Here is a 13,182-nt window from a genome sequence, read left to right as displayed (position 1 = left end):
CTGCAGGCAATGGCGTTAGGTGATGGATTCGCCTTCAAAGGCGATACGGCGAGACACCCACTCCCACGATGCTGCAAGCCTGAATAACGTTGAGCCCCAGGCGTTTCGCTTCCTCCAGCACGGCGTCTGATTCCGTTCCCGGATTCAGCCACAGCTCGTCACATCCCCGCGCCGCGATATCAGGCAACACCTTCAACAGAACCGAAGGCGGCACGTAAACGCTGATCATATGCGGCCGTTCAGGAACATCGCGCACATTTTTGAACGTTGGCAATCCTTCGACCTCAGCTTCATTGGGATTCACGGGATAGACCGTGTAACCTTGCTGTAGAAATGCGCGAACTGCCTTGTTCCCAAACTTTCCGCGGTTGCTCGATGCTCCGATGATCGCAACGGTTTTCATGCTTCCATTATGCACTGGGAGAGAGCAAATGGCCAACAACGCCATTACCCGCAGCAACGAACCCCGATTTCGAGAGGACCGGCCTTTGGGCGGCGGTTCTCCCCAGTATTCACGGGCTGGTGAGAACTACCACTCTCGGCGGCCCGTGCCTCGTGCTACCCTTTGGGATGAAGAAAGTCATCGTCGTCGGCGGTTCCGCTGGCGGGATTCAGGCGTTGTGCTCGCTGCTTCGAGGTATTCCGCCGGACTTTCCGGCGCCCATCCTCGCGGTGATCCATATTGCCGAACACTCCAGTGCGCTGCGCGATGTTCTCCAGCGTTCCAGCAAACTTCCTGTGACCAGCCCCGAGCAGCCGACGCCGCTGCGCGCCGGAAGCGTTTATGTGGCACCGGCAAATCGACACCTGATCGTGAAGCGCGGTTGTGCCATTGCCACCATGGGCCCGCGGGAGAATCGTCACCGCCCGGCCGTGGACACATTGTTCCGCAGCGCGGCGCGCGCTTATCGACGATCAGTTGTGGCCGTGGTGCTCTCGGGTGCGCTGGACGACGGCAGCGCGGGCGCGCTTGCAGTGAAATCCCGCGGCGGCTCTGTGATCGTCCAGGATCCGAGCGATGCTGAAGTCTCCGACATGCCTTCAAACGTCATGCGGCAGGTGAAGACGGATCAATGCCTCAAGATCGGCGATATTGCAGGAGCGCTGGTGCGGATGGTTTCCAACAAGCGTGTCACGGATTTGCCTGAGCTTGCCGGAGATGAGTGCGAAATGCCCGAAGACATAGCGGCAAACAACGAGCCAATCGCCTTTACATGCCCCGATTGCGGCGGCGCGCTGCTCGAGTTTAAGAATGGGAAATCCACACAGTTGCATTGCCATGTCGGCCATCGCTTTTCGTTTGAGAGTTTCACCGAAGGGCATTCCGAGGCCGTTGAACGCGCGGTTTGGGTTGCTTTGCGGAAGCTGCGGGAAAGCCAGGCGATTTACGAGCACCTTGCAGAGGGTTCAAACGCCCAATTAAAAAAACGTTACAAAGAAAACGCCAGCGCCGCTGCGCATGATATCAAGCTGCTGGAAGAGGTGCTGGGGCGCTTGTAAAGAGCAGAGATGTGCAGCGAAATACCAACGCAGTTTCTGAACGCGATGACCCTTCCAATCGCGGTGGCGTCGTGGCCGTGCGCAGATGGCGATTGCGTTTGTAGAGGCTGGTTCTAAGCTCACGTTCAATTCCGGTTACTGTCGAACGGGTCAAATGTCAAAGTCATCCAACTCCCGAAGCCCGAAATCGAAGCCACGCAAGGCATCTTCACCGCTCCCCGAACCGGCCACCACGAAAATCCCTTCTGCGCGGCCAGTGGAAGGATCCCGGAAAAAGCGCAGCACACGAAGCTCATCGAAATCAGCCGCGTCTTTTGCGATGGGGGCCGGGCAAGGCGGCGAAGCAGGCCATCCTCAAGCGGCAAAGTCCGAGGTTCAGGAGGCAGCCGCAACGTCGCGGATCAACACCCATTCTTCCGACGGAAACAAGCCGTTTCTTATCGTTGGAGTCGGAGCGTCGGCGGGCGGCTTGGAGGCTTTTTCGAAGCTGCTGGAGAATCTGCCCACGGACACGGGCATGGCGTTCGTGCTGGTGCAGCATTTGGATCCATCGCACGCAAGCAGCCTGACGCATCTCCTCTCACCTGCGACATCCATGCTCGTGAGGGATATCCAGGACGCAACGGTAGTCGAGGCCAATCACGTGTATGTTATTCCGCCCGACCGTTCATTGGAAATCGCGGGCGGCGTGCTCTATCTGACACCACGCAAGGAAGTTCAAGGGCCGAACCTGCCGATCGACCGTTTCTTTCGGTCCCTTGCCATGGACCAGGGAAATGCGGCGGTTGGAATTGTGCTTTCTGGAAATGGTGTGGATGGCACAGAGGGTCTGCAGGAGATCAAGGCGGAGGGCGGGATCACGTTTGCGCAAGAGGAGCGTTCTGCAAAATTCGGGGCGATGCCAGGGAGTGCCGTGCGGGCGGGATGTGTCGATTTTGTCATGTCGCCGGGAAACATCGCGCGCGAGCTGAAGCGTATTTCCCAGGCGGCGCCGCGCGCCAGGATCGAGGAGTTGCACGCTCCCCAACCCGAGATGGATGCGGACCTGACCCGGATTTTTTCCCTGCTTCGATCCGCCACGGGCGTGGACTTCACGTTTTACAAGGTCACAACTCTCAAGCGCCGAATCCTTCGGCGAATCGTGCTGCGCAGGATGAGCAGCCTTCAGGAATACCTGCGGCACCTGCAAAAGAATCCGGCCGAGGTCGACCTGCTTTTCAATGACATCCTGATCAAAGTCACTGGCTTCTTTCGAGACCCTCAGGTGTTTGCGGCGCTCAAGAAGAAGGTGCTTCCGGGAATTACAAAGAACAAGAACAGCGAAATTCCGATCCGCATTTGGGTTCCGGGCTGTTCGACTGGCGAGGAGGTGTATTCGCTGGCCATATGCCTCCACGAATTCCTCGGAAAGAATGTGAGCGGCAAGCAGATCCAGATTTTCGGAACCGACATCAGCGATGCGATTGTCGCCCGCGCGCGTATCGGGTTATACAGCTCCAACATCTCGGCGCAAGTATCGCCAGAGCGGCTGCGCCGATATTTTGTGAAGGTCGAGGACGGATACCAGATTGCAAAGTTCATCCGCGATCTCTGCATCTTTGCCCGCCAGAACGTTGCGGAGGATCCCCCGTTCTCCAAGCTCGATCTCATCAGCTGCCGCAACCTTCTGATCTATCTGGGGCCGGAACTGCAGCGCAAGGTGATGCCAACCTTCCATTACTCGCTGCGTTCGGGCGGTTTCTTGATGCTTGGCACGTCTGAAACTGTGGGAAGTTTTGCCACGCTTTTCTCAGTGGTAGACAAGAAGAACAAGATTTATTGCAAGGTGGAGAATCATTCGCGGCCTGATCTGGAGTTCTTTCCGTCACCCTCGCCTGAGATCTCCCAGAACAAGCCCGCCCGGCTGAAAGAGGATCTCAGTCCTCTGGACCTGCAGCGCCGGGCGGATGACATCCTTCTTTCGCAATACGCGCCGGCAGGTGTGGTTGTGAATTCCAGACTCGAAGTATTGCATTTTCGAGGACGCACGGGCTATTACATGGAACCCGCGCCGGGGACCGCCAGCCTGAACCTGCTCAAGATGGCGCGCGAAGAGTTGATCATCGACATCCGCACGGCGTTCGCACAGGCATCCAAGACGAGGCTTCCCGTTCGAAAACACCCCGTCCGCATCCGCTACAACGGTCATTATCGTGAAGTCGGCGTGGAAGTTGTTCCTTTCAAGACCTCTCCCAGTTCCGTCCGCTTTTTCCTCGTGCTGTTCCACGATGTGATTGGCGTGCAGAAGGAGGAAAAGGGGCGGCGGGCGAAGGTGCCGAAGGCTCAGCAGCTCACTGAACGCGAGATTCAGCGACTGCGTAAGGAGATTAATCACACGCGGGAATCGCTCCAGACCATCATCGAAGAGCAGGAGGTCACGAACGAGGAGCTCAAGTCTGCGAACGAGGAAATCCAGTCGAGCAACGAGGAGTTGCAAAGCACCAACGAAGAACTGGAAACGGCGAAGGAGGAATTGCAATCCAGTAATGAGGAACTCACCACATTAAACGAGGAATTGCAGAACCGGAACGTGGAACTCAGCCAGGCCAATAACGACCTGAACAACCTGCTCGGCAGCTTTAACATGCCGATGCTGATGCTCGACAACGATCTCGCGCTTCGAAGATTCACACCGCTTGCCGAGAGGCTCTTCAATCTCATCCCAGCCGACGTTGGACGCCGCATCAGTGACATCAATCCCAACATCACGGTTCCCCGGCTGGATCGCATCGTTTCCGAGGTAATCGACAGCCTGATAATGCGAGAAATCGACGTCCAGGACAAGGAAGGTCACTGGTATTCCATGAGGATTCGCCCGTATCGCACGAGCGAGAATCGAATTCAAGGCGCCGTCATCGTCCTTGTGGACATCGGGGATATCCGCCAAGCAATCGATGAGATCACGGAAATGACGTCGGACCCGATGCTGATTCTCAATGAGGAGCTGGTCGTGGCGAAGGCAAACGATAACTTCCTGCTGACGTTTGGCCTCTCTCGTGAAGAAACCGAGGCGAAGGGGATTTTCGAGATGCGCAACAGCCGATGGAACATTCCTGCTCTTCGTTCTTTGCTTACGGAGCTCCTTCCGGAAAACAAACGGGCGGCGAACCGCCGCGTGGACATCCTCGGAGAATCGGGCGAACCCTCAACATTCATGGTGGCGGCGCGGCGCATATACCAGCAATCGAAAGGAACTCACTATGTTGTCGTGCGATTTGGTGAGGCCACGACATCGGCCGCCTCTCTTTCTCAGTAATTTTTTCCGAGGACAATTCCGTATTGTTCGAAAACTCCTTGTAGCGGCATTTTTACCAGCTTAGGCTGCGTTCTCGGGCTCCGCCACTCTCGTGGTCCGTCGCAGAAGACAGGCATTGAATGAAGAAACTGGCGAGGAATCGTCGGCATGTCTCCTTGAGGCGCATGACATCAGGGGAATCCACAGCGGCCAAAGAGGAACGGGATAGATTGGTTGTTTCCCTGGAACTTCAACAGACCCAGGCGGAAATGGAGATCGCCCACCTGCACCGCGAGCAGAAGGAGTTGCAACAAGCCCGGGATCGCCTTCACAACCTGTACCAGAATATTCCCATCAGCTATGTCACCCTGGACGAAAACGGCCTGATCACGGATTGCAACCGTACGGCGGCCAATCTTCTCGGGCTGGAATTCCACAGCATGCTCAATCCCGCACTTCAGAATTTTGTTTTATGCGAAGACATCGACATTGCGCTGCTGCATCTGCGGCGTTGCGGCCGCTGCAATGGCGGCGGCCTAGTGGTTTCGGAGCTGCGTTTGAAGCACACTGAGAGACGATCCATCCCCGTGCAGATGGTGAGCACATGCTCGGGAACAGAGCGGCGGCGGGAATACCAGACGGCGATCGTCGACCTGACAGAGCGGCAAAAGAACGAAGGTGCCGTACGGGAAGCGAGGGAGTTTGCTGACGCCATCATCCAGACCATTCACGAGCCCCTTTTGGTGGTCGACGCTTCGTTTCGGATCCTCAGGATGAACGAAGCGTTCGCGGAGCTTTTCCACGCGGCGCCGAAGCTGATGACTGGTTTGTCCTTGGAAGCAGTGCTCAAGGTGTCGTGGACAGGCAACGACCTGAGAAGCCGGCTTGAAGATGTCCTGCTCAAGAACGTTCCGTTGAAGAATTTTGAATTCAGGATGCAACATCGGGCGTCCGGTCCCCAGGTGCTCCTGTGCAACGTTCGCAGACTCCAGCACAAGGAGGATTCGGCGCCCGTCCTGTTGATTGCCCTGGAGGATATTACGGCGCGGAAGGGCGCGGAGGAGCAGGTTGCCCAGACGAACCAGTTGCTGCAGCACCTGAACGAGGAACTGGAGCGCCGCGTGGATGCCCGCACGCACGAGCTGCGTGAAAGCAACAAGCAGCTCGAGAGCTTCTGCTACAGCATCGCACACGACCTGCGCGGGCCGTTGCGTGTCATGGCGGGCTTTGGCACCGCGCTCCAGGAGGACCCCAACGTGCGCCTCGGCGACCGCGGGGCGGATTTCGTGCGGCGCATCGTGGCCGCGGGCCAGCAGATGGACACCTTGATCCAGGACCTGCTCGAGTATGGCCGTTTCAACACCGTCGAGTTGCTGGCCACTGCTGTTGATGCCAACGAGATTCTGAACCGAGTCATTGCAAACCTGCACGTGACCCTGCAGGAACGCCATGCGAAAGTCGTTCGCAAGGGTAAGCTGCCTGTCGTTCTGGGCCACGATCTTGTCCTGGCAACGGTATTCACCAACCTGTTCAACAACGCCATGAAATTTGTTGCTCAGGATGTTAAGCCGGAAATCACGGTGTGGTCCGAGGATACGGGCAGCCACTACCGTATCTGGATTGGAGACAATGGAATCGGCATCGAGCCTCAATACTACGAGCGTATTTTCGAGGTTTTTAAACGGTTGCATTCGCAGAAGACCTACGCTGGAACGGGAATCGGACTGGCGATTGTTCGTCGATCGATCCAGCGCATTGGCGGAACGGTTGGGGTGGAATCGGAGCCGGGCCGCGGCAGCCGGTTTTGGATCAGCCTTCAAAAGCCGCCGCCCTGACCTGGCTTTGCTGGCGGTCATGATCAACGCCATCGGAAGCCGCCCCGAAAAATGACTTCTGCGGCAACGACGGCGAAGAACACGGCGCTGACAATCGCGTTCAAACGAAAGAACGCCACGTTCACCCAGTTCAAGCTGCGCCTGCGTGCGATCCAATGTTCCAGCGCCAGGCAGAGCGCGATGATCATCCAGCCGACCAGGTAAACGACACGAAAGCGGCAGAGCACGCCGAAGGCAAAGAGCAGGCCGCACATGACCATGTGCGCAAGAAACGCCGCTTGAAGCGCATTCTTCGGTCCCCATGCGACAACCAGCGAATGGAGGCCGTGGGCACGGTCGAACTCATAATCCTGAAGCGCGTAAATGATGTCGAAACCGACCAGCCACAACACGACCGCAGCCGAGAGAACGAGCATCTGGATGATTTCCAAAATGCTTAGATTGGATCCTTTAACAGCGAGCCATGCGCCGATGGGTGCCAGCGCGAGGGCGATCCCCAGGAACACGTGGGTGTAGTCGGTGAACCGTTTTGTGAGCGAATAAAAGCAGATGACAACCAGGGCAACGGGCGAGAGATAGAAGCACAACGGGTTGAGGAAGTAACTTGCCGCGATCAAGCCAGCCGCGGAGAGGGCGCAGAGTGTTACGGCGCCCGCGACCGATACTTCTCCAGCAGGCAAATGGCGCCGTGCCGTTCGCGGATTCAACGCATCGAAACGGCGATCGACCACGCGATTGAATGCCATGGCGCAGGTGCGGGCGCAGACCATCGCGGCGAGGATCAGACCAAACGGGCGCCATCCCGGCCATCCGCGATTGTCGCGCGCGGCAACGCACATCGCCGCCAGGGCGAACGGAAGGGCGAACACCGTGTGCGAGAAGCGCACGAACGCGAGCCATTTGCCGACGCGGGAAAACACGGGCAGTTATTCGTTTTCCTCCGCCCAACGCGGCGCGAGTTGATTGGCAATTCCGAGGTGGTCGAGCACCCGGGAGACAACGGTATCGACGACTTCCTGAATCGATTTCGGCCCAGCATAGAAGCTCGGGTTGGCCGGAAGAATAATCGCGCCGGCCAGGAGAAGCAGTTCCATGTTCTTCACATGGACGAGGCTCAGCGGCGTTTCGCGCGGCACCAGAATCAGTTTTCGCTTCTCCTTCAACACGACATCAGCAGCCCGCAGCAGGACATCTTCACTGTAGCCATGTGCAATGCGGCCCATCGTGCCCATGGTGCAGGGAATGACCACCATGGCGTCGGGCGGATTGGATCCGCTCGCGAAGGGCGCGTTCATGCTCTTCAGGTTATGCGAGCGCACACCCTCCGGCAGTTTCAGCCCTTGCGGCAGCTCCTGTGCAATCACCTGTTGCGCGTAATTGCTCAACACCACATGCACCTCGTGCTTCGTGGGATCCAGGTGATCGAGCAACCGTTGCGCGTAGAGCGCGCCGCTGGCTCCAGTGATGGCGACGAGCAGTTTCAATGCGGCGCAGTATGGAACAGCGATGAATTGCGAACAACCGAAATGCAGGAGCGCCACAATCCCAAAAGGGTTCCGCTCTTTGCAGGAAGGTCGAACACCAGCTGCTTTCCCGCCAACTCAAACGCGATCTTAGGTTCCAATCTCAGGAGATCCTCAGCAGCCAATCCATCTTCGGGCAAATCAACGCGCAATCGGGTTGGCTCGTCACCCAAGTTGAGAACAGTCAACGCAAGCCGGCCAGGTCGTTGCCAAAGCAGCGCCATTGCGCAATCTGAGGAACGTTCATCAAGACGGTTGGTCGATGGACGCAAGATCGAGAAAATTCCAATGCCAACGCCCGCACTGCGAATCGCAGCCAGCAATGCGTCGTAGAACCCGCCTATCACAGGATCAGGCGCCTCCTCAGGCCGCCGGCCGAGTTGAACAGGCACACGGATTCGCGCTCCCGATAGTTGTCCCTCGTGAACAAGCCGCATTCCCGGCAGGCTGAAAGTCAGCAATGCGGCGAGTTTATGCATCGCAAGAGGAAGGGTTCCCGCGATTCGACGCTCGTCGTGGTTCTCGAGGAAATGAACGCCGCGCTCGAGCATCTGAGGCGGCGTCTCTGCAACGAGTTTGACTGCTGCCGCGGAGTTGCCTCCGACCAGCGCATCGTAGAGGTCCTTGTTGTAGGTGAAATCAAAGCCCAGCTGCTGGAGTTGCTCTTCGCGGCCCCAATAGGCTTCGGCAATGAATTCGAACCGGGCATTCTCCTCTTTGATGGCTGCGATGGCTTCAGACCAAAACTCGGAGTGCATTGCCGAGTTCTCCTGGCCGATCTGGAACGCCACCCAGGTTTCGTTGAAGACGTCGTTCAACAGCAGCATTGCCATGTCGCAACGAACGCCATCGCATTGCGCGGCAATTGTATGCAACAACGAGATCATGGTTTGGCGGGTTTCGTCGCTGCGATAGTCCAGTTGAGCGGTATCGCACCACGCGGGAAAGAATGGATCCTTTCCGTGTGCGATCCATCGCGAGCCCTGTGGCGTGCCGGGTCGGAAAAATCCCGGCCGTTCCGAGCTGGTTCCAACGAACAGCTGTGGACGTTGCTCGATCCATGGGTGATCGATCCCGAGATGATTGGGAACGAAGTCAAGGATCAGCCGGATTCCGTGGGAGTTGAGTCGATGACGAAACGCGCTCAACTCCCCGGCTGCCCCGAAGTCAGGTGATACCGAATACGCTGAGACGGCATAGGGCGAACCGACGACATCGTCTGGATCCACGGGCGGCAACTCGCCTGCACGTATCGCGTTGGCAATGTGCAGTTGTGCGGATCGGCGGCTTTTCGGGCCTGACGGCCAGACCCCCATCAACCAGATGTGCGTGAAGCCGGCGCTGGCCCAGAATTGAAACTCAAATTCAGGAACGTTTCCGAGCGTGACTTCGCTTTCACATCGTGAGGACAGGTCTCGCAGCCAGCATCGTGTATTGATTTCGTAAAGCAACGGCACGGCAGCGCGTCAGCTGTTCAACACTTTGAGGGCTTTCTTGACATCGCTTACCCGCAGAATCATGAGGCCCTTTTTGGCGTCGGGGGGAGTGGCACAATACGCGTATTCGATATTCACTTTTCCCTTGGCCAGCTTATGTGCGATACGCCCGAGCGAACCCGGTTTGTTGTCACCATTCACCATGAGGACATCATCTTCGATCACAAGCGTTCCATGCTCCTCGAATAGATCCAAGGCCTTTCGATAATCGTCCACGACAAGCCGGACCACCGTGTGGTCAACGGTGTCGCTGGTGGCGAATGCGTAGATATTAATGCGGGCTTCGGACAACGCGTCGGCCATGCGGGCCAGGGTTCCGGGACGGTTATCGAGGAATAGCGCCAGCTGCTTTGTGATTTGCATGCCGGAACATAGCACCGATCACCGGTTGCGCCGCCCCTCACCTCGGTTACCTGGCTGAGTCTGAGGCGCTTGGCGCGGTTGCGGGGAGGGGCGCGGCTGAGGTGTTACAACCTGGCGGGGGGCCAATTGCATCTGTGGCGGCGGAGAAACGCGAGGTGCGGGAACTTCCATGCGCGGCGAAACGGCACGGGGCTGTTCCATTACGCGCGGTGCAGTTCGGATCTCCTGCCTGGGCGCAGGCGTTGGTGCAGGCGCAGGATTAAACGCGCGCGGTGTCACAGCAGGCTGTGAAACGGATCGACGAATTGCTGGACCCTGATTGTGAACTGGGTTCGGTGCGGGGGCGGGTGCGGGAGCTGATTGAAGCTGCCGGACCATCGGGGCTTGGCGTGTGGGACCCGGTTGAGGGCTCGCGGCCCCCGGATTCATCCGAGGGAGCGGATTTGCCTGTGGACTCACCCCGCGCTCAGCCTGCGTTTGCGGGCGCGGCTGGACCGTTGGCGTGGGTGTCGGGCCAGGTGTTGCCGATGGGCTCGCTGGCTGGGGAGTGGCAGTCCGTGCGGCCCAACCTGGGTTTCGCGGGCGGACAACAGTCCGTTCGGTGGGCTGGTTCGGCGTCACCGACGGCTGAACTGCCTGAGTGGGCGGGGGGGGCGCCGCGATTGGATTTTCAGGGCGATTGTTCCCGCGCAAATTCGAGACTTGTCCATCCCGGCCCTGCGGCGCGACACGCACCGGCGTTGTAACACTTCCAGCAGGCGCCGGAGTATCAGCAACCTGCGGGCGCTCCCTCGGAGAAATGTCCCGCGTCCGGACTGCATTTCTGGGAACCGCGTTTGCCGCACCGTTGCCGTTGCCATCGCGCGCAGGTCCCCGGCCTGCTTCTCTGCCGGTGCGGGCGGGTGTCGGAACAGCGCCTTCTCCTCGCGGGTTGTCGACAGTGCGAGGCTGGATCCTGATGGGAGCGGGGCGGATGCCTTCGCCGACCAATCTGCCGTTGCGCTCGGGTTGGGGCATCTCAGGGCGGTATACCGCGAGCCTTGGCGTGTTGTCTCGCTGCCGTTCCAACCGCGCAGGGGTCGGACGATCGGTCTCCCGAATCGGAATGGGGCGAATGTCACTGCGTGAAGCAGCGCGGACATGTTCAACCGGAATTCCGCGATTCACGACGCGGTTGCGTTCGTCGCGGTCATACCGTTGAAGCGGCCGCGTATGGCGATAAAGCTCCCGTTCGCGATGGTGAGGCAGACGGTGATGGTGAATGTGCCGGCCATGGAAATTGCGCGTGGGAACGAAACAATAGTAATTGGCAGAAAGGCCAAACCCGAATCCGATCCCGACCGAACGGCCGTAATAGCTGAAGCCGTAACCAGGACGATAATAAGCCGAGGGCGGCAAAGGAGCCCATCCGCAGTAATCCGGCGTGTACCGCCAGCTGACCCAGGAAGGACCCCAGACCGTATCAGGCGCCCAGCACCAGCCCCAGTTGCTGTGCCGAAACCATCGACCGTAATGAAATGGCGCCCAGCCCCAGGTGTAATCAGAAGCCCAATACCATCCTGCGTCCGTATACAACCAGCGGCCCCGATGCAGGTAAGGCTGCCACCCGGGATCGGCTGCGACTGCCGTCGGCCGCCAGCAGAGCCCGTAGCCTTGAACATTGATCCATGATCCGTACGGCGCCAGCGAATCGTAGAAGTAGGTGTAAGCGACATTCACCTGTGATTCTGCGGGCGCCTGGATAACAGGAGCGGAAGGAACATCAACGGGAGCAGTCGCTGCCGGGGCCTCCATCGAATAGGGAGTCGGCGCACCAGCGACGTAAGTGGGTTGATTCGTGGGGGCTGCTGCGGGCATCACAGTTTCTGCCTCGCTGGTGCTGATGCCTGCAGCCTGATCCCGCTGGATCATGGCGGTGATCACGGTTCCTGGAACGCCGATGTCGTTCAGGTAAACCAGATTGTCAGAAGAGAGCCGAAAGGTGTTTGTCGAGTTCGTTACGAACGCCATCATCACCGCTTCGTCCAATCCTGCCTGCGCGAGCTTGACGATCTCCGCGGCCGCTCGGGAAAGGTTCTCGGCAGGAATTTCCGCAGGGGCGACAATTTGGGCAGGCGCATTCTCGAGCGACTCGCCTTCAGGCGCTGCCTCGGATTCGTCCACATCCGGCAATTCAACCGCAGTGGAATTAGTGTTTGCGGCGATGCCTGCCAGAGGAGCTGTGTTTTGAACCACCACAGGGCTTGGAGGTGGGGTCTTCTGGCCGCAGCCCAGGAATGGGAGGAAGGCCAGGGCCATTCCGAAACTCCATTTCCAAAGGATTTTTGTTTTCATTGGCTCTTTCGAAGATACGCCGGTTTTGCAGCGCGATCCATTTTGATATTCAGACTGGCACCCTCAGTGTCCTATTCACTTCCCGGTTTTTACGCCGGGGCTCCGGCACCGCATGTGCTTTACCAACCCCGGTTTTCCAGAAACGCGGTCCAACGGACCAAATTGAGGCATCTCATGAATCAAACGAGTCTATTCAGGCGGAAAAAGGTCCTGCTGGTGGAGGATCAGGTGGAGCTCTTGGAACTCCTGCGCATCCATTTCAAGGAGGAGGGATTCGCCACGGCGACTGCGGTCGATGGCCTCGAAGCCGTGCGCAAGGCGCGCAGCATTCAACCCGACCTGATTGTGTTGGATGTCATTCTTCCTGAACTGGATGGGTTTGCTGTATGCGAACTGCTGAAGAAGCACGAAGGCACGCGAAGCATACCGATCATCATGGTCAGCGGCCTGAGCGGGCAACTGCCTCGTTGTGCCGGGATCGAAGCCGGCGCGACGGACTTTGTCGCGAAACCAGTCACTCCCGCACACCTTGTATCCAGAGTGAGACAGATTTTCGAACAGCAGGCTGCGGCGGAAGCGGCTGTCCCTGCCTGACCCGAACTTGGAAGATCTAATTCTTCTGTGCCTTTTTGATGCGGCGCGGCGAACCATCCATTCTCATGGCGGGATCCCGGCCAAACCTCTTGCTGCATCCCGCAGCGGTTGAATAGTATTCTCCGACACTCATCCAGGACCGTGAGGCGCGATTGAGCCTCCGATATTGGGTCGCCCCCATAGCTCAAATGGATAGAGCAGCGGTTTCCTAAACCGTTGATCCCTGTTCAATTCAGGGTGGGGGTACCACTGCCGTTGCCGGA

General features: G+C 58.3%; 10 protein-coding genes and 1 tRNA gene. 5 read left to right on the top strand and 6 right to left on the bottom strand.

Translation table 11 applies throughout. From position 1 onward, the window contains the following. Positions 1 to 34: 34 nt before the first annotated feature. A complete protein-coding gene (locus VEH04_03455; protein ID HYG21814.1) occupies positions 35 to 403 on the bottom strand; it encodes a CoA-binding protein in 369 nt (122 codons plus the stop codon). 167 nt (positions 404 to 570) lie between these two features. Here VEH04_03455 and VEH04_03450 point away from each other — a divergent pair, with 167 nt between their 5' ends. From VEH04_03450 to VEH04_03440, 3 genes are all read left to right on the top strand, one after another. Beyond that, entirely contained in the window at positions 571 to 1,500 is a 930-nt protein-coding gene (locus VEH04_03450) for a chemotaxis protein CheB (GenBank protein ID HYG21813.1), read from the top strand. Positions 1,501 to 1,819: 319 nt separating this feature from the next. Next, complete coding sequence (locus VEH04_03445; protein HYG21812.1) at positions 1,820 to 4,795, top strand: chemotaxis protein CheB; 2,976 nt, start codon at positions 1,820 to 1,822, stop codon at positions 4,793 to 4,795. Between the two features lie 119 nt (positions 4,796 to 4,914). Beyond that, on the top strand, positions 4,915 to 6,609 hold the full coding sequence (locus VEH04_03440; GenBank protein HYG21811.1) for an ATP-binding protein: 1,695 nt from the start codon (positions 4,915 to 4,917) through the stop codon (positions 6,607 to 6,609). A 23-nt stretch (positions 6,610 to 6,632) separates the two neighbouring features. Here the strand turns inward: VEH04_03440 and VEH04_03435 are convergent, their stop codons facing one another. The 5 genes from VEH04_03435 to VEH04_03415 are packed head-to-tail and all read right to left on the bottom strand — an operon-like array spanning position 6,633 to position 12,325. Then, the gene (locus VEH04_03435; GenBank protein HYG21810.1) at positions 6,633 to 7,529 is read right to left on the bottom strand and encodes a UbiA-like polyprenyltransferase; all 897 of its coding nucleotides are present in this window, start codon (positions 7,527 to 7,529) and stop codon (positions 6,633 to 6,635) included. A 6-nt stretch (positions 7,530 to 7,535) separates the two neighbouring features. Continuing rightward, positions 7,536 to 8,093 carry a UbiX family flavin prenyltransferase gene (locus VEH04_03430; protein HYG21809.1) on the bottom strand — a complete coding sequence of 186 codons (558 nt, stop codon included), beginning with the start codon at positions 8,091 to 8,093 and terminating at the stop codon, positions 7,536 to 7,538. After that, positions 8,090 to 9,589 carry an alpha-amylase family glycosyl hydrolase gene (locus VEH04_03425; GenBank protein HYG21808.1) on the bottom strand — a complete coding sequence of 500 codons (1,500 nt, stop codon included), beginning with the start codon at positions 9,587 to 9,589 and terminating at the stop codon, positions 8,090 to 8,092. Before VEH04_03425 ends, VEH04_03430 begins: the two co-directional genes overlap by 4 nt. Positions 9,590 to 9,598: 9 nt before the next feature. Next, complete coding sequence (locus VEH04_03420; protein HYG21807.1) at positions 9,599 to 9,991, bottom strand: amino acid-binding protein; 393 nt, start codon at positions 9,989 to 9,991, stop codon at positions 9,599 to 9,601. 18 nt (positions 9,992 to 10,009) lie between these two features. Further along, positions 10,010 to 12,325, bottom strand: a complete 2,316-nt coding sequence (locus VEH04_03415) for a DUF6600 domain-containing protein (protein ID HYG21806.1) — start codon at positions 12,323 to 12,325, stop codon at positions 10,010 to 10,012. A gap of 174 nt (positions 12,326 to 12,499) precedes the next feature. Between VEH04_03415 and VEH04_03410 the strand changes: the two genes are divergently transcribed. Together VEH04_03410 and VEH04_03405 are read left to right on the top strand one after the other, a co-directional pair. After that, positions 12,500 to 12,919, top strand: coding sequence for a response regulator (locus VEH04_03410; protein HYG21805.1), 420 nt, complete (start codon positions 12,500 to 12,502; stop codon positions 12,917 to 12,919). 173 nt (positions 12,920 to 13,092) lie between these two features. After that, positions 13,093 to 13,168: transfer RNA gene (locus VEH04_03405), tRNA-Arg, on the top strand. The last annotated feature ends 14 nt before the right edge of the window (positions 13,169 to 13,182 follow it).

It is taken from the genome of Verrucomicrobiia bacterium (genome assembly GCA_035629175.1).
GTDB lineage: Bacteria > Verrucomicrobiota > Verrucomicrobiia > Limisphaerales > DASXHY01 > DASXHY01.
Note: the sequence above shows the minus strand (reverse complement) of the source record. Positions and strands in the feature narration are given on the sequence as shown.